Consider the following 24,461-nt stretch of genomic DNA (forward strand, 5'->3'; position numbering starts at 1 on the left):
GCGGGAGGGGATTCCTCCCGTGCCGTGTCACGGCGCGTGTCAGAGGCCGACGAAGCGGATGGTCTGCTGCAGACGCGTGCGGATGTCGAACAGCTGGTTGCCACCCATGCGGTCGACGCCCGGGAGACCGGTGCGGAGGAGGTCGGCCAGGCGGGAGCGCTCGACGAGGACCGTGACCGGATGCTTGCGTCCGATGAACTCCACCGACTCCGGGGTGGCGCCGTCGGGCACGACGATGACGGACGCCGTGAACTTCACCCGGGCCGCCTTCGCGACGGTCCGCGCCGAGCGCACGATCGACCGGACGGGTTCCTCGCGAGGATCGAGCGTCTCCCCGACGACCTCGCCGCGGTGCACCCGGACCGGCCCACCCCAGTCCTCCGACTTGACCGCGAAGAGGCCGGTCGGGCCGAGGACGACGTGGTCGAGCTTCGCCTCGCCCGGCGCCAGGACGTCGTGCCAGACGGTGTATCCGATGCCGAGCGTCGCCACGGTGCGCGCCGTCTGCTCCTCGGCGAGCGCGTTGGCCAACTGGTGCCGGATCTCGCGCGGAGCCGAGCGGACGAGCTTCGGGTCGTAGGGGTCGTCGAGCGGGACACCACGGCCGACCCACTCCCGGATGAGCCCGAGGTAGGCCTCCCGCGAGTCTCCGCCGGGGTGTCCGTAGGCGCGAGCGCGGGGTCGCGAGTCGGCGCGCTGCGTACCCGACCGGCCAGTGGTCGACGCCGACCAGGTCGGAGCGTCGTCGTCGCCCGCGTCGGAGGACGGCACGTTGCGCCCGCGGTCGTAGGCGGCCCGGTCCTGCTCAGTTCCGACGCGCTCCCAGGCGAGTTGGACGGCGTTGAACTGCCGCGCGCTTCCACCGAGGTCGGGGTGGGTCTCGCGCATGAGCCGTCGGTAGGCCCTCCGGAGCTCGTCCTGCGTCGCCGTGGTGCTCACGCCGAGCACCTCGTACGGGCTGGCTGAGAGTGGGCTCTCCGTCATGGAGGGTGGTCGCTTTCGTCGGCGGCGTCGGTCGGTCCGACACGGCAGACTATCGCCATCACCTGGAAGACCGCCCGAACCGGCACCCTGTCGGGGCTGTGGAGCATCGACTGGTCTACCGCCTCACGGACGACGGCGTCCTCATCGCCCAGGCACGGTTCCACGACGAGTAGGGCCAGCGTGCCTGAACACCTCAGGAGCTCGGCAGGAGGATGCCGTCGTCCAGCAGTGCGCGGACCCGGGGGAGGAGTTCGGCGCGGAGCTCCGCCGCATCGACCTCGACGAGCTGGGCGATCGCGTCGATGATGGCTCCCAGGGTCAACTCGCCGTCGCAGGCCCCGACGAGCCCCGCCAGGCCCGTGTCGATGCCCACCGAGCGAGCCAAGCCGCCACCCTGCCGCAGAGTCATCGCCGTCGGGTCCTCGTCCCCGGGCCAGTAGTGGCGCTCCTCGGTGACGTCGCCCGCGAGGATGACGCGTTCACCGAGCAGCTGGTCGTCGTCGAGCGCCACCTGCCAGTCGTGAGCGAGGAGACACACGGCGAGGTGCGCACCCAGCCCGGCGGCGTTCGAGCCCGCCTGCCCGTGCAGCCGCTCGAAGCGGCGCAGCGGAGTGGACGGTTCCGATCGACGGAGCAGCACGTACCCGAAACCGACGCCGGTCACGGCCCGCGCCTCGAAGTCATCGAGCCACGCGCCCGCGAGGCGCTCGAACTCCGGCGTCCCGAGCCGTGTGCCACCGTCGCGGATCCAGGTCTCCGCGTATTCGGCCGGATCCTGCACCTCGCGCTCGATGACCCAGGCGTCGACCGGTTCCGCACTGCGCTCAACCCACCCGGCGACGCGCTCGAGCCCGTCGGCACCGCCGCGGTACTCCCAGTTGCCGAGGAACTGCGCGACGCCGCCGGGCGTCAGATGGCGGGCGACCTCGAGGAACACGGACTCGACGAGTGCATCGCCGACGAGACCGCCGTCGCGGTACTCGTAGCTCGGCACACCCTCGGCACGCGGTGTGATGACGAACGGCGGGTTGGAGACGATGCGGTCGAACCGTTCACCGGCGACGGGGTCGAACATGCTGCCGTGGCGGAATTCGATCGAGTCGATGCCGTTCAGGCGCGCGTTGAGTGCGGCGAGCTCGAGGGCTCGTTCGGAGATGTCCGTCGCGACCACGTGATCCGCGATCCGCGACAGGTGGAGGGCCTGGATGCCGCACCCGGTCCCGAGGTCGAGTGCCGTTCCGACCCGCTCGGGGAGGATGATGCCGCTCAGGGTCATCGACGCGCCGCCGACCCCGAGGACGTGCTCCTCGCCGAGCTCATGCCCCAGTGCGAGTTCGCCGAGGTCGGAGGCGATCCACCAGGCACCGCTCCCGTTGGCGTCGACCCAGGCGTAGGGGCGCAGATCGATGGCCGGGGCGACCGAACCGTCGTCGCTCAGGCCGACGAGACCGAGGGCCACCGCGCCGTCGAGGCCGAGCGACGGCAGTGCACGCATCGCGTCATCGGCCCCCACGGCAACGCCGAGCACGAACAGCGTCGCCAACGTCGCGATCGGTTCCGCGCCGGCCGTCCGGCGGCGATCGTCGAGCGAGCGGATCGCCACGACCCGGTTGGAGCGGTGCAGGGCTGCCTCGGCCGTCTCACCCCAGAGGCCACGCACCCGTTCCACCGTGTACCCGGCCGCGTCGAGGTCGGAACGGAGGAGGTCGATCAGTCGCTGGTCCACGCTCACCAGTGTGCCAGCTGCTGGGTGGGCCGAGCCGCCCACCCTGCAGCCGCCGTCAGCGATCCGTGGTGAGGATCGCGTCGAGGTCCTCGTCGGTCTGCTCCTCGTGCTCCTCCGCCTCGTGCCGAGCAGCCTTCGCCGTGCGCTTCCGCTCACGCTTCTCCAGACGGCGCTCGGTCCGGCGCTCCAGGAGCAGGTAGAGCACCGGCACGAGGATGAGCGTCAGGAGCGTCGACGACACCAGGCCGCCGATCACGACGATCGCGAGCGACTGCGAGATGAACACCCCACCGCCCGTGAGGCCGAGCGACATCGGCACGAGCGCGAAGATCGTCGCGCAGGCGGTCATGATGATCGGCCGCAGACGGAGTCGGGCTCCGTGCAGGACCGCGTCGTCGATGCCGTCGCCCCGAGCCCGGTACGAGTTGACCAGGTCGATGAGGACGATCGCATTCGTGACGACGATGCCGATGAGCATCAGGAGGCCGATCATCGACGGGATGCCGAGCGGTGTCCCCGTGATGAGCAGGGCCGCGATCGCGCCGGTCGCCGCGAAGGGCACGGAGACCAGCAGGATGAGCGGCTGCAAGAGGCTCCGGAACGTCGCCACCATGACGATGAAGACGAGCACGATCGCGATGAGCATCGCGAGGCCGAGCTGCGCGAACGACTCCTCCTGATCCTGGGCGACGCCACCGACCGAGGCGGTGACCCCGCTCGGCAGGTCGAGGCCCGCGAGGCCCTCCCGGACGGCGAGCGTCGTCGCGCTGAGGTCGTCACCCGTCGGTGTCGCCGACACGGTCACGGTCCGGACGCCGTCGATGCGCGTGATCGCCGCTGCGGCACGTTCCTCGCCCACCTGCGCGACGGCGCTGACCGGGATCGGGACGGCGCTGACGTTGGCGAGGTCCTTCTGCGCCTGAGTGAGGCGGTCCGCCTCCGCCTGCTGCTCGGCGGCCTCGCTCTCAGCGTCCCGCATCGCGGTCAGTTGCTCGTCGATGGTCGTGATCGAGCCCTGGAGCTGGGAGATCGCGTCGCTCAGCCCGGCGAGTTGGGCGGCGCGGGCCTCGTAGGCCTGTCGTGCCGCCTCCTCCTCCGGCGTCGTGGGCGTGACCGGCGGCACTTCGACCGGAGCAGCTTGCAGTGCGCTCAGCTGAGCCCGCAGGGCGTCGAGCTGCGACGCCGCGGTCGAGCGGGCCTCCTGGAGTTCCGAGCGCTGGGTCGCGGCCTGGGATGCCGCCTCGTCCTTCGCGCGCTGGGTGGCCTCGTCCTGCTCGGCCGTGAGGGCATCGGTCGCAGCCTTCTGAGCCGCGGCCTGCTGCAAGGCACTGACAGGAAGGGGGAGCGCGGCGATCTCGGCCGGCGTCGTGCCGACCCGCTGCGAGCGCACGATGATGTCGCGAGACGCTCCCTCGAGGATGACCGAACCCATCGGCGCGCCGCGGAGTGCACCGGCGATGGCCTGGCCGACCTGTTCCTGCGTGAAGCCGTACCGGGCGGCGGCGGCGCGGTCGACGTTCACCTTGAGCAGGCCCTGCTCGTCGGCGAGGTCGCTCGTCGCATCCCGGAGGCCGTCCGTACCGCCGAGCATGTCCTGTACCGCGGCGGCCGCTGTGGCGAGCGCCACGGGGTCCTCGCCCTGCAGCGTGACCTCCATGCCGCCTCCGCCACCGGTGAATCCTCCGGCGGCGTCACCGACGGTGACCTCGCCGACGTCGTCGAGCTTCGCCACGGCGTCCCGGATGGTGTCGGCGACACCCTCGCGGGAGCTCTCCTCACCGACGGTCACGCTGATCTGTGCCGTGTTGCTCGAGCCGTTCCCACCGACGGTGGTCAGGTACCCGGAGACCCCGGCGGTCTTCGCGAGGACCGCTTCGACGGCCGCGGCCGCGTCGCTGGTCACGTCGAGGCTCGTCCCCTCCGGGAGCTCCTGGGTGACCGTGACGGTGTTCTCGCCGCCGATGTCACCGAGGTAGTCGGTCTTCAGGAACCCGGCCGAGACGATCGTCCCGGCGAACACGACCGCCGCCACGAGCAGGGTCACGACCGGACGCTTCAGGGCGGTGCGCAGGACCGGCAGGTAGGCGCGCTGGAGCTTCGAGTACGCCTCGGACTCATCCTCGACCACGGACGCCTCTTCGGTGGCCGCGTCGTCGGTGGCCTTGCCCATGGCCGGGGCGGAGGAGCCTCGCATGAACCAGTACGCGAGCACCGGAACGATCGTGAGTGAGACCACGAGGGACGCGATGAGCGCGACCGACACCGTGACGGCGAAGGGTCGGAACAGCTCGCCGACCGTCCCGCCGACGAAGGCGACCGGGAGGAACACGGCCACGGTCGTGATCGTCGACGCGGTCACGGCCCCGGCGACCTCGTGGACCGCCTCGACGACGCTCGAGGTCGTCATCACCCGCCCGGTGTGCCGTCGTTTGATGTTCTCGATCACCACGATCGAGTCGTCGACCACCCGCCCGACGGCGACGGTCAGCGCGGCGAGCGTGAAGATGTTGAGCGAGTAGTCGCCGATCCACAGCCCGATCATCGCGATGAGGAGGGAGAGCGGGATCGACACGGCCGTGATGATCGTGGACCGGATCGACAGGAGGAAGACCAGGATCACGATGATCGCGAACAACAGCCCGAGCCCGCCCTCGACGGAGAGGTCGTGGATCGATTGCTCGACCATCGGCGACTGGTCGAAGACGACGGTGAAGGCCGCACCCGAGCCGAGCTCCTGCTCCAGCCCGGGGAGGGCGTCACGGATGGTGTGGGCGAGTTGGACGGCGTTGGCCGACGGGTCCTTGAGGATCGTCAGCGAGAGCGACGGGAGCCCGTCCGCCCGGGCGATGGAGGTCTCGGCCGCGGGGACGAGCTCCACGTCCGCGACGGCGGAGAGCGCGAACGGGCCGTCCTCGTGCTGGATGGGCAGGGCCTGCACCTCGGCCAGCGAGCCGACGGGCGACCCGACCTCGATCGACAGTTCCTTGCCGGCGTCGACACTGGTTCCGGCAGCCGTGATGACACCACTCGCTTGGACGGCCGCCATGACCTCCTCCGCGGTCACCTTCTTGGCCGCGAGGTCGGCCGGACGCATCGTGATGACGAGCTGCGTGGCGTTCTCACCCGCGAGATCGACCTGGCGTACGCCGGCGATCCCACGGAGCGCGGGGAGCACGGTGGTCTCGACCCTGCCCGCGAACTCGCCGGACTCGTCCTCGGACGCGACCGCGAGCTGCAGCACGGGGATGTCGTCGCTCCCGCCGGCGTAGACCTCGGTGGTCGTGTCGTTCGGAAGCGTGCTCTTCAGGCCGGCGAGGGCGCTGCGGATGTCGCCGACGATCTTCTCGTCGTCCTGGCCGAAGTCCCAGCTCACCTGCACGGACGTGGAACCACTGACCGACGTCGAGGTGACGCCAGTGACACCCTTGACCCCCTGCACCGCTTGTTCGACGGGCTTCGTGACCTCGCGCTCGACCGACGACGGCGAGGCGCCGGGGTACGTCGCGGCCACGACGGCACCCGGCTGCTGCACGGACGGCAGCAGTTCCTGCTTCAGGGAACCGACCGCGAAGAGTCCGAAGGCCACGATGGCCGCGGTGATGAGACCGACGATCAGGCGATTGGCGAGGCTGAGCCTCGTGAGGAATGACATGGAAGGACGGGCCTCTCGGTCGCGGAGCGGGCGCGATCCGCCCCACTCCACGCTATGGAGCGCCGCCGCCGCCCACATCCGCACGAGGATGGACCTGATGCGACCCCGGCATCCGCCGATCGGACGACATCGGTGGTCCTGCGGTACCAGCCTCGGCCGCGAGTGTGCTGCGCCTTGACGGCACGGTCCACCGATACCGGGCGTACCCTTGATACCCGAGTGCGCGCCGCGGGGTGCGCCGGAGCGAGGAGGGTACGTGGATCTGCAGGCCGTCGACCTCCCCAGATTGCGCCGCGACGCGCAGCTCGAGCGCGAGGTGATCATCGAGCATCGCGCCCGCGACGGCGAAGACCCCTGGGATTTCCTGCCCTCGATGCCGACGGTCGACGAACTCGTCGTCGCCGTGCTCCGGGACGACGCGCTGCACGCCCGGGGTCTGGCCGCCCAGCACGCGATGGCTCGGCTGGCCGGGTACTCGTCACTCGATGACGCCCAGGACCACCGCGACAACGCGGACCACCTGGAGTACGAGGTGCTCCGTGAGATCGCCCGCGTGCACCCTGAGTTGACCCGAGCCGTGTGGCGGATGTCCGGCAAGGTCGCCCGGCCGCCGTGGGAGGGCGACGACGCCGAGTAGATCGACGCCGCCGCCCAGGTCACAGCGCTGCGGCGAGTCCCATGGCGACGACGGAGACCGTCATGCTCAGCACCTCGACGACCACGACCCGCTCACGCCGTCGAGCCGCCTCGACCGCGATCCGCGTGGACAGGGCGACGAACCCCGCCATGCCGCCCGCCAGGAGCACGGCGGGGAGAGCACTGGTTCCGAACTGATGTCCTGCCGGGTGTATACCCGATCCGGCATATATACTCCCGGCGGCATGACCCGCCATGGTGCACACGAGCGCCGCCATGATGACGAGACCGCCTGAGGTGTGCACGGTCATTGCAGCACGGTGGCGCTTGACGGCGAGCGCCACAGCGTCGTCGACCGGAGCCGGCAGTTCGGCGACGGAACGCAGCCGGACCGCCGAGGCGACGGCGAGGACGATCAGGACGACGGCCCAGAGCAACGGATGCAGCATCCCGACACCGGTCGCCAGGTCGAGCATCGCCGCGAGCATGACGATCGCGGCCACGAGGTCGAGGGGTCCGCGTCGGCCGCCGACGGTGCAACAGGCGCCGACGGCGGCCGGGACGAGCGCCCCGAGGTGGAGGACCTCGCTCATCGCCGCGACCTAGTGCCCGTGGCCACAGTGCTCCTCGGCACCCTGGTCGTGACCGCCGTGTCCCGCGTGCGCGGTGCCGGTGTCGTGCGAGCAGTGCCCGACCGCTTCGTTCGGCGGGACGTTCAGGGTCGGGTTCTTGCCGAAGAAACCGTAGGGCTTGAGCGTGAACCGGGCGTAGTCCACCGGCATCACCGGCCAGTCCTCCGGACGGGGGAAGTGCGTCGGTCCGAAGGTGTGCCAGAGCACGATGTCCTCGCCGTCGATCGACTCGTCGCCCTCGATGAACCGCGTGATGCCGTCGCCACCCGGGTTCTGGTGGACGAAGTCGCCCGCCGCGTATCGTTCAGCCGGGTCGTACTTCGTGACGAAGAGGTGCTTCGTCGCGAACTCCGCCCGCTTGGCGATCGACGACGACGCGTCGGCCATGAGCGTCGGCGACTCCTGCGGGTACAGCACGTACCCCGTCGGGCGTCCCATCCGGTTCGTCTTCTCCGTGTTGACGATGTGCCAAGCTCGAGCGGCCGAGCCGTCCGCCACGCGTCCGGAGCCCGCTTCCGTGCTGAGCCGCGTGACCCGCTTCGTGAAGGCGTTGCCGTGCTCGTTCCCCGGCCCGATCGGCACCCGGACCGCGTCCACCTCCTCGACCGCGTTCGACAGACCGTCCACCATCATGTCCAGACGGGCCGAGAAGAGGTGCTGATGGTACGGCCCGCCGAGCCCGGGCGCGACCTCCGAGGCGTACGGGTAGTCGGCGCCCGCCGCGTCGAGCCCGGGGTACGCGGAGGTGAAGAGGATGCCCGTCAGCTTCGACTCGCACTCGATGGTGCCGTCGAGGTACAGGTACCAGTAGAACCCGTAGTCGTAGTTGCCGACGGTGGTGAAGAAGGAGATGACCAGCCGACGCGACCGCCGGACCTCGTTGGAGCCGGTGTACAGGTCGGAGTGCTTCCAGAGGGTGCCGAAGTCCTCCTCGTGCATGCAGATCCCGTTCTCGATCGTGAACGGGTTGCCGAGTTCATCGGCGAGCACCGCGTCGAAGTATTTGATCTCGCCCACGCAGTCGCACCCGAGCGCCAAGGAGTTCGTGAACCGGCCGAACAGGTACTCGCCGGTGTCGAAGTAGTTCTGCCAGAAGCGCACGGGGGAGGGGTCGCCGTAGGGGACCAGCATCTCGTTGATCGACGCCCGGTAGATGATGGGCCGTTCCTCGCCGGCGTCGTCGAACGACAGCTGACGGAGGACGAGGCCCTCACGGACGTCGAAGCCGACCTGGAACCGCCAATTGCCCCACTCGACGAACTCGCCGTCGACCTGGAAGCTCGGGCCCTCCGGCTGGGTGATGACGATCGGCTTGAGCGAGGAGAGCGGAGCACCCTGGACCGTCGGGTCGTCGAAGTTCCCGGGCTCCGCCGGGATCGCCAAGGCGGTCGCGTCGATGAGGCGGGTGATCCGCCGCGCCGCGGTGTCGACATAGGCGCTCAGTCCGTCGACGGGGTGGGCCCACGGGTGGTCGGCCGGGTAGTCCTGGCGGAACGCGAGGACCCGGACGATCCGGCGCCCGACCTCCTCGGGATAGTCGTAGAAGCCGGCCGACAGCGGGACGACCTTCACCTCGTCGACCGTGCAGCCACGGGCGGCGAGGGCGGCGACCCACCCCTCGTCCTCCGCCACGATCTCCGCGATGGCGTCGAACTCCTCGATGAGGATCGGCAGCTGGCCGCGGGAACCGTCCAGGACGACCGTGCTGAGCAGGGACCCGCTGTCGATGGACACCACGTTGTCCGTCGATCGACCCGTGGCCATGTCGAGCAGCATCACGCGGGCGAGGCGTTCCGGCAGGGGACCGTTGCCGGCCTGCCAGGCGAGCACCGCCCGCTTGTGGGGCTCCTCGAGGCCGACGTAGGCGAACCGGGTCGTCTCGGTGAAGTCGTCGAAGGCGGTGACGATGTCGCGGATGCGGTCGAACTCCGGCGCGGACAGGCTGGCGAGCGGGTGCTGGACGGGCGTGTCGCCGTCGGCGTCGCGCAGGGTGGTGGGGTCGGTGATGGTCATCGTGATGCTCCTGGTTCGGTGATGCGGGTGGTCGCGGGTGGCGAGGGGAAGGGTCGGATGGTCAACCGCCGATGGCGTCCATGACGTCGGCGTAGGCCGCCGGGCGACGACGACGCAGGTACGCGGCCTGCACAAGGCCGACGACGGGGCAGACCGCGATGAGGGCGAGCAGGACGGCGCTCACGGTCCCGAACACGGGGTTACCGCCCGCGTCCACGTCTCCGACGAGCATCGGGAAGTAGACGACGATCACCACGGCCGAACCGACGAGTCCGATGAACCCGAGGCCGGGTGCGACGACCGTGTTCCACACCCGCCGATCCTGCTTCGTGCGGGCGAAGTACACGATCACCGCGAGACTCGTGACCGCCATGAGGATCGCGATCGCGAGGGTAGCGACGCCGGCGAACCACGTGAACACCTGCAGGACGGGGTCGAGACCGAGCACGGCGAAGACGACGATCAGGATCGCCGCGGTGGCGCTCTGGACGAGCGACGAGGTGTGCGGCGAGAGGTGCTTGGGGTGGACGCCGCCGAGCCGGCCCGGCAGGACGCCGGCGTTCGACATCGTGTGCTGGTACCGGGTGATGACGTTGTGGAAGGACAGGACGCAGGCGAACATGCTCGTGATGAGGAGGACGTTGATGACGAGCTCTCCGACCGGGCCGAGGTAGAGCAGCGTGGTGCGGAGGATCATCGCGCCGGGATCCTCGCCGGCCACGGCGAGGACGTCGTCAGGGCCCCAGGCCATGACCAGCGCCCAGGAGGCGAGGGTGTAGAACAGGCCGATCCCGATCACCGCGATGTAGGTCGCCCGCGGGATCGTGCGGGACGGGTCCTTCGCCTCATCGCGGAAGATCGCGGTCGCCTCGAACCCGATGAACGCCGCGATCGCGAACATCAGTCCGACACCGGGCGACCCGGAGAACACCTGCTCGGGCACGAACGGCTCGGCCGACAGTCCGTCGGCACCGCCGGTCACGATCACCGCCCCGGCGAGGACGAGGACGATCCCGACCTCCGCCACGAGCAGGACACCGAGGACCTTCGAGCTGAGGTCGATGTGGCGATAGCCGAGCAGACCGACGACGGCGATCGACGCGAGCGAGTACAGGTACCAGGGGATCTCCGGGGCGCCGAGACCGGCGAAGGTCACGCTCAACAGGTAGCCGATGTAGCCGTACACCGACACCTGGATGGTCGTGTAGGTCAGGAGGGCGAGGAACGCCGACGCGAGACCGGCCGGTTTGCCGAGCCCGTATCCGACGAAGGTGAAGAAGGCACCCGGCTTGGGCACGTGCCGCGTCATGGCCGAGAGTCCGACGGCGAACAGCAGCAGGATCACCGCGGACACGACGTACATGCTCGGGAAGCCGACCCCGTTGCCGAGCAGGATGCCGAGCGGCGCGGCTCCACCGACGACCGTCAACGGCGAGGCCGCGGCGACGACCATGAAGACGATGGCGGTGACGCCGAGCGATCCCTTCAGGGACCGGGTGGGCTGTCCGGCATCGGTGGCCGGACCTTTCGTGACGGTCATGGACACTCCTCGAGCAATGCGGCGGTATCGGGACGAGGCCAGCATCCCGGTCTCCTGTTGCCGCCTCGTCTCGTCGCCGTAACACCTGCTCGGCACCGAATGAGACCGGTCGACACCGCTGTCTCATTTGACGGTCACGAAGCCGAAACACGCCCGCCACGCCGGTGCAACGGGACGCGCCTAGCCTGAACGACGAGGAGGAGGTGAGGGACGTGACGGCTCTGGAACGCGCGATCAGCAATCCTCCGAGCGTCCGTGGTCTCGAGTCCCGGTCACCGGTCGACGGCCTCCAGCGGCGCAGTGTCGGGTTCATCGACGTGTTCGCCCAGTCCGTCTCGGCGGTGGCGCCGTCCGCCGCTGCGACGACGATCCCGTTGATCGTCACCGTGACCGCGGGCGGGGCGACCATGTGGTCGCTCGCCATCGCGATGCTGCTGTCGTTGCTCGTCGCCACCACCGTGAACGTGTTCGCGAAGCGCATCGCCGCGACCGGCTCGCTGTACACCTTCGTCTCCAAGGGGCTCGGAACGGGTGCGGCCTTCGTCACGGGCGTCGCGCTGCTCATCGGGTACGGCTTCATCGCCATGTTCGCCCTGGCCGGTGCCGGGTACTACCTGTCGATCCTGCTGCACCGGTTCTGGCCCGGCATGCCGAGTTCGACGGGTGTCGTGTCCGCACTCCTCGTGTGCATGGCCGTCGTCTGCCTCGTCGTGCTCGTCCGCGGGATCCACCTGTCCACCCGGGTGACCCTGATCGTGGAGAGCGCCTCGGTCGCGATCATCCTCATCCTCGTGGGCGTGCTCCTGTCGCAGCTCGGACCGACGCCCGATTGGTCCGTACTCGGGCTGGATGCCTCCCCGGAACACCTGGCGGTCGGATCGGTGCTCGCCGTGACCGCCTTCGTCGGATTCGAGAGCTCCTCGACGCTCGGCGTCGAAGCCCGTCGGCCCTTCGCGAGCATCCCCCGGTCCCTGGTCTGGACCGTCGTCGGCGCGGGTCTCCTCTTCCTCGTCACCTCGTACAGTCAGCTGGCGGGCTTCGCGGCGTTGGGGGAGGACATCACCGCGACCCGAACGCCCATCAACGACCTGGCGTTGGCCTCCGGGGTCGAGTGGATGGGGCTGCTGCTCGACCTGTCCGTCGCGGCGTCGTTCCTCGCCTGTGCGATCGCCTCCATCACGGCGTTCTCGCGGGTCGTCTTCTCGATGGGTCGAGAGGGGGTCCTGCCGTCGCGCCTCGGGACCACGCACCGCCGGTTCCGCACGCCCCATGTGGCGATCGGCGCGGCTCTGGCGATCGTCACGCCGATCTCGGTGCTCGCGCTCGTGCTGACCGGAGGCGCCTGGGCGGCGATGCAGGTCCTCATCGTCGTGGCGGCGGCCGGGTACATCACCGCCTATGTCCTCGTCTGCATCGCAGCCCCGGTCTTCCTCTGGCGGATCGGAGAACTGACGCTCTGGCCGCTCCTGCGCGCGGTGGTGGCCGGGGTGTTGCTGTCCATCGCGCTCGTGGTCTATCTGGTCGTGGAGAGCGCCGGCGAGCGTGCTGTCGGCGTCTGGGTGTTCCTCGTCACGATGGCACTCGGCATCGCGATCTGGGCGATCCGGCATCGACGCCGACCGTGGCTGAGTTCGACCGTGGGGGTCTACGACGAGACGGTGAGCGCCGACGTGCTCGGCGGACCGTCCGCGGAGCACCGGTGAGCGGCGCGGGCGAGCTCCGCGCCCGACAACCGAAGGCCGTGCACAGCGCGCTCACCGTGCTCGAAGAGGTCGCGCGATGCGGTGCCGGTGTGACGGCGCAGGAGGTCTCCGCCGGACTCGACATGCCGAGGGCGACCACCTACCGACTCCTCAACCTCCTCGTCCAGGACGAATACCTCGTCCGCATGCCCGACCTGCGCGGATTCGCACTCGGGCGGAAGGTCGTTGAACTCGCCCATCTCGTCGCTCCGGCCCCACCCCCGCTCGCTGCGCGCGAGGTGATCGGACGATTGCGGTCGAGCGTACGAGGAGGCGTCCACCTCGTGCGGTACGAGGGCGATCGGATCAGGATCGCGGATGCGGATCCCGACTTCCCGTTGAGTGACGAGCAGCGGATCGTCAGGCGCCTCGACACCTCCGCGATCGGGCGTCTGCTCCTGCACGAGCTCGCTCACGGCGGATACGACTGGTCAGGACTCGTCCAGCGGCCGTTCCGGGACGCCGAGCCCTTGATCCACGACGTCGAACGACTCGGGTACGCACGCCAAGTGGGTGAGGTGACGCCCGGTCACGGTTGCCTCGTGGTCCCGATCCGGGACGACCGCGGCGGTCTCGTCGCGGGGCTGTCGCTTTCGGCACCGAGTGAGCGGATCGAGCGTCCCGCCGCACTCCTCGACCTCCTGATCGACGGCTCGCGCCAGCTGCAGCCGCTCCTCGTCTGACCGCCGGACGTCCGTGTGACATCAGCCTCGAGAAGGCGCATAATCAGAATATGCAGCCAGCTGATCGTTTCCGCGCATGACGGAGTCCACGCCTTCCGCGAAGCCTGAGCGCTCGCCGTCGGACCGTCGCAAATGGTTCGGCCTCGTCGTCATCAGCATCGCCGTCGCCCTCATCATCGTCGACTCGACGATCGTCAACGTGGCGATCCCGTCGATCGTCGACGACCTCGGGATCTCCTCGACCCAGGTGCAGTGGGTCCAGGAGTCCTACACGCTCGTCTTCGCCGCGCTGCTCATCGTCTTCGGCACGCTCGCCGACCGGTTCGGCCGTCGTCGGATGCTGCTCGTCGGCGTCGTGGTCTTCGGCGGAGCCTCCGTCTTCGCCGCACTCGCGGCGACGGGCGACCTCCTGATCCTGTCCCGGGTGATCCAGGGCGTCGGCGGCGCGATGATCCTGCCGACGACCCTCTCGATCATCAACGCGACCTTCCGAGGCCGCGACCGTGCGATCGCCTTCGCGGTGTGGGGCTCCACGATCGGGGGCATGGTGGCCGTCGGTCCGCTCCTCGGAGGCTGGCTCACCACCGACTTCTCCTGGCGCTGGGCGTTCGGCATCAACGTGCCGCTCGGTGTCCTCATCATCGTCGGACTGCTCCTGTTCGTGTCGGAGTCGCGGGAACCCGCGACCGACCGCATCGACGCCGTCGGCGCCGTCCTGTCGATCCTGACGAGCGCGTCCCTCGTCTACGGACTCATCGAGGGCCGGAGTCTCGGGTGGTGGCTCACCGACAACCCGCTCGTCATCGGGGACTGGACCTGGCCGTTCAGCCTCTCCCCGGTGCCCGTGGCACTGATGATCACGGTCGTCGCAGGTGTCGCGTTCGTCCTCTGGGGACGCCACCGGATGCGCCATGGGCGCAGCACGATCGTCGCGTTCTCCCTGTTCTCCCTGCCGTCGTTCCGGAACGGCAACATCGCCGCCCTCATCGTCTCGCTGGGGGAGTTCGGCATCATCCTCTCGCTGCCGATCTGGCTCCAGTTCGTCCTCGGCTACAGCGCACTGCAGACCGGTCTGATCCTCCTGGCCCTCGCGATCGGCTCCTTCGTCGCGAGCGGGTTCGCTGGCGCGTTCGGCAACCGGGTCGCACCCGTCCTGATCGTCCGCGTCGGCATCGTCGCGGAGATCATCGGTGTCGCGGGCATCGGGCTGGTCGTCGGGCCGGCGACCGAATGGTTCGCGATCGTGCCGTTCCTGTTCGTCTACGGCTTCGGCGTCGGTCTCGCCACCGCACAGCTGACGGGCGTCGTCCTGAAGGATGTGCCCGTCGAGCAGAGCGGCCAGGGTTCCGGGACGCAGAGCACGGCGAGGCAGATCGGCTCGGCACTCGGTATTGCCGTCCTCGGGACCATCCTCTTCGTGAGTACGGCGTCGGTCCTCGACGGACGACTCGAGGACGCCGGTGTGCCGAGCGCGCAGCGCGACGCCCTCGTGACGAGTGTCGTCGACAGCTCGGGCGCCGCCATCGCCGGTCTCGACGCGAACCCGGCGACCGCGACGGTGGCCGAGGACGCCAGGATCGCCCTGTCGGACGGCACCCGCTCCGCGGCGTTCGCGGCCGCAGGATTCCTGGCCGTGGGCTTCCTCGCCACCCTGTCGCTCGGCGCCGGGCGCCGGGAGGACCGAGAGGACGAAGCCGGAGCACGAGCGGACGGGACGGACTCCTCCGAGACGTTCGACCCGACCTCGCGGACGTAGGGCTTCGAGGCCGCCTCACACCTCCGCCGGCGGCGAATCGGCGTCTCCCGGCGCACAAGCATCCAGGTTCGACTGGGAGGCCCCCGTACAATCGTCACCGGACGGCTCCGCCCGAGCGGACCGTCCCCACCGCCCATGACACGCCACCGCCACCGCCCACGCCTCCTCAGCGCCCTCGCAGCAGCCGCGCTGTCGCTCGCCGTGGTGTCCGCCGGCGGTTGGTCCACGGGTTCCAGTGCGATCGCCTCGCCCGAGCTGAGCGCGAACACGGCATCGACTCCCGACGGCCTCGTGTCCGTCGAGGTGAGCCCGAGCGACGGGGGAGCGGTCGAACCGTCGTCCCTCACCTCGTTCGGCATCACGCTCACGAACGGCACCGACGCCGACCTCCCCGCCGGCTCCGTGTCCGTGGCGGTCACCACGGCGCGGATCACCGGCACGGCGGCGCTCGACGCGTGGCTCGACACGACCGGGGTGGACGCGGCCGCGACGCCCGCCGGCACCACCGTGGTGCGGACGATCGACATCCCCGAGCTCATCGCCGGACAGCAGTACGTCGTCAGCGGTCTCGACTTCACTCCTCCGGCGTTGGGGTTCGACGACGCCGACGCCTGGGGCTCCTATGGCGTCTCAGCCGGCTATGTCGCGGGCGACACGGCGGCCGGAGGTCGGACGGCGCTCGTCTGGCGGGCGCAAGGCCAACCCACGTCAGCCTCGGTCGCGCTCGTCGCCCCGCTCACCGTCCCCCTCAGCTACGGCGGTCTCCTCGATGCGGACGAACTCACCGAGCTCACGGCCGACGACGGCGCGCTCACGACGCAGCTCGACGCACTCTTCGGCGAGCAGATCGCGCTCGGGATCGACCCACGCATCATCGCGTCGATCCGGGCGCTCGGCACGCGCGCACCGGAGAGCGCCGTCGCCTGGCTCGCCCGCCTCGAGGCCGCTCCGAACGAGACCTTCGCGCTCCAGTACGGCGACGCCGAACCCGCCGTGCAGGCCGAAGCCGGCCTCGACCGACTGCTGACCCCGAGCTCGTTCTCCTTCGCCTTGAACGTCGCCGACTTCCCCGTCGTGCAGCCGACCGAGACGCCCACCCCGACCGCGTCGCCGACCACCGGGCCCGACGACGTCCAGCCGACTCCGCAGGCCGGCTCCTCACCGGCCACGTCCTCCGACCCGTCGGCGGCAGCCACGCCGTCGGAGGAACCGACACCCGCACCGAGCCCGTCCGAGACCCCCGGCCAGGCGGTGCCGACCGTTCCGACGATGGACGAGCTCCTCAAGTGGAGTTACTCGCTCCCGGGCATCGTGTGGGCGGGAGGCGCGGTGACCGATGCGGATCTCGCCGTCTTCGCCGCATCTGGCGGAACGGTCACGTTGCTCGACTCCGCGAACACGACCGACACCGGACAGTCCGTGCGCGCCTCGGCGACGGTCGGCACGGCGCAGACACTGCTGGCCGACCACGGCCTCGCCGAGTCGCTGGGCGACGCCGCCGCCGCCACGACGGACGCCGCGTTCGAGAGCGCCATCGCCGATGTGAACGCGCGGGCGGCCGCCATCGGCACCGAGGGTTCGTCCGGCGGAACGGTCGTCGCCGTGCTGCCTCGGGGAGTGGACGCGGCCCTGCCCGCCCTCGCCGACACCGTGAACGCGCTCCGCTCCCTGCCGGCCACGACGCAGACCTCCCTGGCGGCGACGCTCGCCGAACCGCCGGCCGCGGCGACGCTCGGGGCGATGGCACCCGACAGCGAGCGCGTTTCCGACGTGCAGGTCCTCCTCGACGAGGAACAGGACGTCACCGCCTTCTCCTCGGTACTCGACGAACCCGAGCTGCTGACCGGACGGGAGCGCGCCACCCTGCTCTCCAGCCTCGCGGCCGGCTGGCTGCGTGCGGAGGGCGACTGGGGATCGGCGGTCACCGCGCAGCAGGAACGGACGGACACGGTCCTCGCATCGGTGCGCGTCACCGACAGCAGTCGCATCAACATGGTCGGCGGCGAGGTGTCCCTGCCGTTCGCCGTGCGCAACGACCTGCCCTATCCCGTCACCGTGGTCATGGAGGCCTCGCCGAGCAACGGTCGACTGAGCATCTCCGGTTCCGTGACGCAGGAGATCGCCGCGGACTCGCGCGCCACCGTGCTCATCCCCGTGCAGTCGCAGATCGGCAACGGCGACGTCACCCTCCGTCTGCAACTCTTCAGCACCAGCGGGCAGGCGATCGGTGAACAGTCCTTCGTGGGCGTGAACGTCCGCGCCGATTGGGAGGGCATCGGTGCCGTCGTCCTCGCCCTGCTCGTCGCCCTGCTGTTCGTCAGCGGTGTGGTCCGCATGGTGCTGAGCCGACGAGCCAAGCGACGCGGCTCGGGTTCCACATCCGCCGCCCCCGCAGATGCTCCGGACGGCGGTCAGCCGCCAGGCGATGAGCCCCCGGTAGAGTCGTCACCCGGACGACAGGAGACGAATGGCTGACGGCATCGGCAGGGCGAGCGCGCTCCTCGCCTCGGGAACCCTCGTCTCCCGACTGCTCGGCTTCGTCAAAGCGATCCTCGTGGCTCAGGCCATCGGCGTCCTGGTCATCGGCGACACCTTCGCGATCGCCAACCAGCTCCCGAACACGATCTACGTCATCATCGGTGGCGGCGTGCTCAGCGCCGTGCTCGTGCCGCAGATCGTCCGTGCGGGGATCCACGCCGACGGTGGCAACGCGTACATCAACAAGCTCGTCACCATCACCCTCGTCTTCATCGGCGGGGCCACCGCGCTCATCACCCTGCTCGCACCCGTGTTCGTGTTCATCGTCGCCGCGACGCTGTCGCCTGATCAATTCGCGCTCGCGACGGCGTTCGCCTACTGGTGTCTCCCGCAGATCCTGTTCTACGCGCTTTACACCGTCCTCGGGGAGGTCCTGAACGCACGCAGGATGTTCGGTCCGTTCACCTGGGCACCGGTGCTCAACAACGTCATCGCGATCGCCGGGCTGATCGCCTTCATCACGCTGTACGGCAGCGGCGACCTCGCGGTCAGCGAGTGGACCGACGGTCGAACGGTGCTCCTCGCAGGCTCCGCCACCCTCGGCGTCGTCGTCCAGGCCGCCTTCCTCATGCTGTTCTGGCGTCGGGCCGGACTGCGTTTCCGACCGGACTTCGAGTGGCGAGGCGTCGGCCTCCGGGCCACCGGGCGGATCGCCAGCTGGACCTTCGGGATGCTGCTCCTCACGACCGGTGCCGGGATCATCGAGACCCAGATCGTCGCCTCCGTGAGCGATAAGGGGCCCTCGGTCGCGATCCTCAACTACGCCTGGCTGATCTTCATGCTCCCGCACTCGATCATCACCGTCTCGATCGCGACGGCCTATTTCACGCGGATGAGCGAGCACGCGCAGGGCACACGCGATCGCGGACGGGACATCCAGCGGCTGCAAGCCGACATCTCCGGGGCCATCCGTGTCGTGAGCGTCCTCATCGTGCTCGCAGCGGCCGTCATCATGGTGGTCGCCGTGCCGTTCGGCAGTATCTTCGCCGAGACGTTCGAACAGGCGCAGGCGATGGGCGGCATCATCATCGCGTTCGTGATCGGACTCGTCCCCTTCTGCATCCTCTTCGTCCTCCAGCGCGCCTTCTACGCCCTCGGAGATACGAAGACGCCGTTCTTCTTCACCCTGTTCCAGACCCTCCTCTTCGTCCTGCTCGCGCTGATCGTGCTCCTGGTCCTCCCACCGCATCTGGTGGGTGCCGGCGTCGCGCTCGCCATCACGATCGCGTGCATCGCACAGACCGTGGTCGCCGCACTGCTGCTCCGGCGCCGGCTGGGGGGTCTCGACGGCCGACGGATCGTCATGAGCCTGGTCCGGTTCATCGCCGCCGCCGTGCCTGCGGCTGTGGTCGGCGTCGTCGTGCTGCTGCTGCTCGGCGGTGTCAGCGAGGAGGGGTTCCCGACCGCCACGATCCCCGGCGCCATCGTCACCATGGCCGTCGTCGGGGCGGCGATGGCCGCCGTGTACCTCGCGGTGCTCGCCCTCCTGCGCACGCCCGAGCTGAAGGCGGCCTTGGCGCCCGTCCTCGCCCGGTTCGGGCGCTGACACCCACGCGTCGACACCACCTCGATCTCACCGGCTGAGAGCTGTCCGAGGCCCCGGGGGGAGCGGAATAGCGGCCGGTTAGGATGTGTTACACCACTCGGAACCCCGGAACCCACCTGGTCCGGGAGCCCACGAACCACTGAGGAGCATCGTGCGTCAGGTCATCATCATCGGATCAGGACCCGCCGGCTACACTGCGGCGATCTACGCTGCCCGCGCCTCGCTGCAGCCACTGCTCGTCGCGTCATCGGTCGAGGCCGGCGGCGAGCTCATGAACACCACCGAGATCGAGAACTTCCCCGGCTTCCCCGAGGGCATCCAGGGCCCCGAGCTCATGATGAAGCTCCAGGAGCAGGCGGAGCGGTTCGGCACCGAGGTCCTCTACGACGACGTCACCGAGCTGAAGCTCGACGGCGACGTCAAGACGGTCACCCTCGGCAACGGACAGGTGCACGAGGCACACACCGTGATCTTCGCCACCGGCTCCGCCTACCGCAAGCTCGGCCTCCACGACGAAGAGCGACTCTCCGGCCACGGTGTGTCCTGGTGCGCCACCTGCGACGGCTTCTTCTTCAAGGAGAAGACGATCGCGGTCATCGGCGGCGGCGACAGCGCCATGGAGGAGGCCACCTTCCTCACACGGTTCGCGTCGAAGGTGTACGTCATCCACCGCAAGGACACCCTGCGGGCGTCGAAGATCATGCAGGACCGTGCGTTCGCGAACGAGAAGATCGAGTTCATCTGGAACAGCGAAGTCGCCGGCATCACCGGTGCCGACGCGGTCGACGGCGTGACGCTGCGCTCGACCACCGACGGCACGGAGACCCATCTGCCGCTCGGTGGCCTGTTCATCGCGATCGGCAACGACCCGCGCACGCACCTGATCCACGGCCAGCTGGAGCTCGCCCCCGAGGGCACGATCGCCGTCAAGGGCCGCTCGTCGAAGACCAACCTCCCCGGCGTCTTCGCCGCGGGCGACGTCATCGACCCCACGTACCGACAGGCCATCACCGCGGCCGGCAGCGGCACCATCGCCGCCCTCGACGCGGAGCACTACCTCGCAGACCTCGAGCAGGCTGCTGGGGAAGCGTCGGCCATCGGCGAAGCACAGACGGCCGGTCGTCCGCAGCCGGCCGACCCCGTGCTCACCACCACCGTTTGATCGACGGCCAGGCTATCGGCCTGGCCACCACGAAGGAGAACACTCATGTCAGATGCAGTCACCGAGGCCACGTTCGACGAACTGGTCATCAACAGCGACAAGCCCGTCCTCGTCGACTTCTGGGCCGCCTGGTGCGGTCCGTGTCGCGCGGTCGGCCCGATCCTCGACACGATCGGCTCCGAGAACAGCGACAAGATCACCGTTCTCAAGCTGAACGTCGACGAGAACCCGAACCTGGCCATGAAGTACCAGATCACCTCCATCCCCGCGATGAAGGTCTTCAAGGGCGGCGAGGTCGTGCAGACCGTCATCGGTGCCAAGCCGAAGGCAGCACTCGAGAAGGATCTCGCAGCTTTCCTCGCCTGATCAGGTTTTTCTGAACCACGGAACCGCCCGGCTCATCTGAACCGGGCGGTTTTTCGCCGTCAGGGTGTTTCACGTGAAACATCCCGAAATATCGCTTTGATCAGGCGTTATTAATTACAGAGCGCGCGCGTGCCACTTCGACAAGCTCAGTGACCGAGATGGGGCGACCGTGCGCCAATCCACGGATCCCCCCGTCTCGGTCCCTGAGCTTGTCGAAGGGCATGAGCAACCTCGCGGCCGAACGGCTCATGTTTCACGTGAAACAGTGTCAGGAGGACTGACCGAATCCCGACTCGCCAAGCTCGCTCAGGATGCGGTTGAGGTCGGCGATGGTCGCGAACTCCACGACCATCTGTCCCTTCTTCGCGCCGAGCGTCACCTTCACGCGGGTGTTCAGGCGGTCCCCGAGGCGGTCTGCGATCTCATCGAGTTGCCCGCGTCGCGAGCCGGCGATCGGACGCGGCTTCTTCGCCTGAACGCCCTGAGCCGCAGCAGCCTCGGCCGCGCGAACCGACAGGTCCTCGTTCACGATCTTGTCAGCCAAGCGCTGCTGCGCCTCAGGATCGGTCAGCGACAGGATGGCGCGAGCATGTCCCGCGCTCAGCACACCGGCGGCGACGCGCTGCTGCACGGCCGCCGGCAGCTTGAGCAGGCGGATGGTGTTGCTGATCTGTGGGCGGGACCGACCGATGCGGTTGGCGAGCTCGTCCTGGGTGATTCCGAAGTCGGCCAGGAGCTGCTGGTATGCGGAAGCCTCCTCGAGCGGATTCAGCTCCGAGCGGTGCAGGTTCTCGAGCAGCGCATCGCGCAGCATGTCCTCGTCGGCGGTGTCCTTGATGATTGCGGGGATGCGGTCGAGACCCACCTCCTTCGAGGCGCGAAGACGCCGCTCACCCATGATGAGTTCGTATCGTTCGTCGTCGCCAGGGATCGGCCGGACCACGATCGGCTGCAGTACGCCGACCTCACGGATGCTCGTGACGAGTTCAGCGAGGTGGTCCTCATCGAAGACCGTGCGCGGCTGGTTGGCGTTCGGCACGATCAGTTCGGGGGAGAGGTACGCCAGCCGGGCACCGGGAACGGCCACGAGCTGCGGCCCATCTGTCGTGGTAGCAGCGGCGTCCGGTGCAGTGGGGGCGTCGGCAGCCGCCGCCTCTGCTGCGGCGGCGTCCGCGGCGGCGGTAGCCGCGTCCTTCGCCGCCTTGCGGGCAGTGCCCTGGTTGTCGGGGAAGAAGACGTCGACGGGACGGTTCGCCTGCGAGTCTGAACTCGTCGTCGGAATGAGTGCACCGATCCCGCGACCGAGTCCAGTTCGTTTCGTTGCCATCAGTGACTGACTCCCTCAGGGTGGTTCGTATCGGGTGTATCGGAGGAGCCTGCGGCCCATCGGTTGGCGATCTCCGCCGCTGCTTCGAGATAGGACACTGCGCCGAGCGACGTGGGGTCGTAGCTGATGACGCTCTGCCCGAAGCTGGGCGCCTCGGAGATGCGCACCGCTCGTGGGATGACGGACTCAAGGACCTGTCCGGTGAAGTGGTCTCGGACGTCCTGGGCCACCTGCTGCGCGAGGTTCGTGCGGCCGTCGTACATCGTCAGCAGGATGGTGCTGACGGCGAGCCCGGGGTTCAGATGCCGTTGGATCAGCTGGATGCTGCTGAGGAGCTGACTCAAGCCCTCGAGCGCGTAGTACTCGCACTGGATCGGGATGAGTACCTCTTTGGCCGCGACGAAGGCATTGATCGTCAGGAGGCCGAGGGACGGCGGGCAATCGATCAGGACGTAGTGGAACGGCTCTTCGGCGTCCTGGATGAACTGTTCGAGGGCCGTGCGGAGACGGTGCTCACGCGCGACCTGTGATACAAGTTCGATCTCCGCGCCGGCGAGATGAATCGTCGAGGGAGCGCAGAACAGCGTGGGGAACTCGGGGCTCTGCTGGACGACATCGGCCAGGGGGAAGTCGTCGATCAGGACGTCGTAGACACTCGGGACATCCGAGTGATGCTCGACGCCGAGTGCGGTGGACGCGTTTCCCTGGGGATCCAGATCGATCACGAGGACACGTGCCCCCGAACGGGCGAGGGCGGCGCCGATGTTGACGGTGGTCGTCGTCTTGCCGACTCCACCCTTCTGGTTGGAGACCGTGAAGACCCGAGTGTGGGCGGGCGTCGGCAGGGTTGCGTGAGCCAAGGCTTTACGCCTCTCAGTCAGATGATGGAGCTCGCGAGCCAACGGCGTGGACGCGTCGAAGGCGCTACCAACGGAGTCGCGCTCGGGAGCCGCGGAATGCGTTGGTTCGGGTTGTTTCACGTGAAACCTTCTTGCTCGAAACGTGTCCTTCAACCGTACCAGCGTGGGCTGACGCCAGGGGAGCGATCTCCGACAGTGATCGGGGGAGTGCGTACGCGTGGCGACCCCAGAGCGCCGTTTTGCGACACCCACATATCGTTGAACGCGCCGAATGGTGCCCAGAACGGACGCCTCGCCTTCCTTCGTCCACAGGGTTATCCACAGGGCTCCGAGATACCCGATGCCGCGTAACCACGTGCGCCTCGGGCGTGCAGGTCGAAGCCGGTCAGATCAACACGAGGCGAGCCCGGCGGACGTGTGTTGACAATCATGGGGGAAGTTCTTCTGTAATCAGGCAGAGATCCGCGTCTTTCCGCGGAAGTTCGCACCCGATCGCCCCACTCCGGGTCCGGTAGGTCCGGGCTCCTGCCCCGGTGCGGGTTGACCACAGTGCGGTGGTACGCCGGTTGGGGCCCGCTTCTTCACGGAGGATCACCAGTTTCTCCGGTTACGCGCGAGAACTGTCCACAGAGTTATCCACAGGCGCTATCTCCACGCGCTCGTATAGTGGGGAGCTGTACGACTGGCGCCGGTCCGCGCCAGCGTTTCACGTGAAACCAAGACTCCGTGCACGCCGAGCCGTCCCGCGGCTCACATCGATAGGCGCCCTACCAGCCTCTGGCCACAGCCGGCTGACCGCCTCACCGGGGTGATCCGACAGTGGGGAGCGGTAGCGACGAAGCATCACGCAACCGTCCGATCCCGCACTCGGTCCGTCGTACCCGCCCGCTGTTTCACGTGAAACACTCTCGACAGGACCAACGCAACGGATGGGAGTGATCTCGAGCGCAAGCCAGCCTGCTACCGCGCAGTGTGCTCGTCGAACTCAACTCGTCTCCACCACCGCGTCACAGCCACGCAGGAGCAGAACGTCACCCATGTTCCACGTGAAACATCGAACACCGCGCCGGTCCCGGCACGACAGCCTCCCTGGGCGCGCACTCACTGAGTGAACTGGGTCACATGACTCCAGGTCGACAGGAACCACTCCTGAGAACCATGGACTCCAGCGAGGGGCATCGCTCCCACGTTCCACGTGAAACGTCGCGCAATCTCACCCTGCCGGCGGCAAGCACCCTCCTCCGAGGCTATCTGCGCGCGGAATCATGCATCGTCGATCAGGAGTACGCCTGCTCCTT

At 68.8% G+C, this 24,461-nt stretch carries 16 protein-coding genes; 8 read left to right on the plus strand and 8 right to left on the minus strand.

Annotated features, from left to right (window positions below):
• Positions 1-39 precede the first annotated feature (39 nt).
• The 3 genes from CCK91_RS00890 to CCK91_RS19840 all read right to left on the minus strand — a co-directional run bounded on the left by CCK91_RS00890 (position 40) and on the right by CCK91_RS19840 (position 6,362).
• Positions 40-984, minus strand: a complete 945-nt coding sequence (locus tag CCK91_RS00890) for a J domain-containing protein (RefSeq protein WP_086472462.1) — start codon at positions 982-984, stop codon at positions 40-42.
• A 193-nt stretch (positions 985-1,177) separates the two neighbouring features.
• Positions 1,178-2,710: a DUF7059 domain-containing protein gene (locus CCK91_RS00895; RefSeq protein ID WP_242664197.1), complete on the minus strand. Its 1,533-nt coding sequence runs from the start codon at positions 2,708-2,710 to the stop codon at positions 1,178-1,180.
• Between the two features lie 55 nt (positions 2,711-2,765).
• Positions 2,766-6,362, minus strand: a complete 3,597-nt coding sequence (locus tag CCK91_RS19840) for an efflux RND transporter permease subunit (protein WP_242664198.1) — start codon at positions 6,360-6,362, stop codon at positions 2,766-2,768.
• Positions 6,363-6,618: 256 nt separating this feature from the next.
• Here CCK91_RS19840 and CCK91_RS00905 point away from each other — a divergent pair, with 256 nt between their 5' ends.
• Positions 6,619-6,999 (plus strand): hypothetical protein, encoded by a 381-nt coding sequence (locus tag CCK91_RS00905; RefSeq protein ID WP_064294055.1) that lies wholly within the window; start codon positions 6,619-6,621, stop codon positions 6,997-6,999.
• A 19-nt stretch (positions 7,000-7,018) separates the two neighbouring features.
• On the opposite strand, the gene CCK91_RS00910 is transcribed toward CCK91_RS00905, so the two are convergent.
• From CCK91_RS00910 to CCK91_RS00920, 3 genes are all read right to left on the minus strand, one after another.
• Positions 7,019-7,591 (minus strand): hypothetical protein, encoded by a 573-nt coding sequence (locus CCK91_RS00910; protein ID WP_086472463.1) that lies wholly within the window; start codon positions 7,589-7,591, stop codon positions 7,019-7,021.
• A 9-nt stretch (positions 7,592-7,600) separates the two neighbouring features.
• Positions 7,601-9,643, minus strand: a complete 2,043-nt coding sequence (locus CCK91_RS00915) for a primary-amine oxidase (RefSeq protein WP_086472464.1) — start codon at positions 9,641-9,643, stop codon at positions 7,601-7,603.
• A gap of 61 nt (positions 9,644-9,704) precedes the next feature.
• Positions 9,705-11,183: an APC family permease gene (locus tag CCK91_RS00920; protein WP_086472465.1), complete on the minus strand. Its 1,479-nt coding sequence runs from the start codon at positions 11,181-11,183 to the stop codon at positions 9,705-9,707.
• 212 nt (positions 11,184-11,395) lie between these two features.
• Between CCK91_RS00920 and CCK91_RS00925 the strand changes: the two genes are divergently transcribed.
• The 7 genes from CCK91_RS00925 (at position 11,396) to trxA (ending at position 20,976) form a co-directional block, all read left to right on the plus strand.
• The gene (locus tag CCK91_RS00925) at positions 11,396-12,886 is read left to right on the plus strand and encodes an APC family permease (protein WP_086472466.1); all 1,491 of its coding nucleotides are present in this window, start codon (positions 11,396-11,398) and stop codon (positions 12,884-12,886) included.
• A complete protein-coding gene (locus tag CCK91_RS00930; RefSeq protein WP_086472467.1) occupies positions 12,883-13,608 on the plus strand; it encodes an IclR family transcriptional regulator in 726 nt (241 codons plus the stop codon). Before CCK91_RS00925 ends, CCK91_RS00930 begins: the two co-directional genes overlap by 4 nt.
• A 76-nt stretch (positions 13,609-13,684) precedes the next feature.
• On the plus strand, positions 13,685-15,364 hold the full coding sequence (locus tag CCK91_RS00935; protein WP_086472468.1) for a DHA2 family efflux MFS transporter permease subunit: 1,680 nt from the start codon (positions 13,685-13,687) through the stop codon (positions 15,362-15,364).
• Positions 15,365-15,499: 135 nt separating this feature from the next.
• Positions 15,500-17,839, plus strand: a complete 2,340-nt coding sequence (locus CCK91_RS00940; RefSeq protein ID WP_086472469.1) for a DUF6049 family protein — start codon at positions 15,500-15,502, stop codon at positions 17,837-17,839.
• On the plus strand, positions 17,832-19,448 hold the full coding sequence (murJ, locus tag CCK91_RS00945) for a murein biosynthesis integral membrane protein MurJ (protein WP_086472470.1): 1,617 nt from the start codon (positions 17,832-17,834) through the stop codon (positions 19,446-19,448). The genes CCK91_RS00940 and murJ overlap by 8 nt, the downstream gene beginning before the upstream one ends.
• 151 nt (positions 19,449-19,599) lie before the next feature.
• Complete coding sequence (gene trxB, locus CCK91_RS00950; protein WP_086472471.1) at positions 19,600-20,610, plus strand: thioredoxin-disulfide reductase; 1,011 nt, start codon at positions 19,600-19,602, stop codon at positions 20,608-20,610.
• A 45-nt stretch (positions 20,611-20,655) separates the two neighbouring features.
• Positions 20,656-20,976, plus strand: a complete 321-nt coding sequence (gene trxA, locus CCK91_RS00955; protein WP_064294045.1) for a thioredoxin — start codon at positions 20,656-20,658, stop codon at positions 20,974-20,976.
• Positions 20,977-21,244: 268 nt separating this feature from the next.
• Here trxA and CCK91_RS00960 read toward each other — a convergent pair whose 3' ends face one another.
• Both CCK91_RS00960 and CCK91_RS00965 read right to left on the minus strand, forming a co-directional pair.
• The gene (locus tag CCK91_RS00960; RefSeq protein ID WP_086472472.1) at positions 21,245-22,303 is read right to left on the minus strand and encodes a ParB/RepB/Spo0J family partition protein; all 1,059 of its coding nucleotides are present in this window, start codon (positions 22,301-22,303) and stop codon (positions 21,245-21,247) included.
• The gene (locus CCK91_RS00965; RefSeq protein ID WP_304442360.1) at positions 22,303-23,205 is read right to left on the minus strand and encodes a ParA family protein; all 903 of its coding nucleotides are present in this window, start codon (positions 23,203-23,205) and stop codon (positions 22,303-22,305) included. The genes CCK91_RS00960 and CCK91_RS00965 overlap by 1 nt, the downstream gene beginning before the upstream one ends.
• Between the last annotated feature and the right edge of the window lie 1,256 nt (positions 23,206-24,461).

This window comes from Plantibacter elymi (nom. nud.), from assembly GCF_900177795.1.
Lineage (GTDB): Bacteria > Actinomycetota > Actinomycetes > Actinomycetales > Microbacteriaceae > Plantibacter > Plantibacter elymi.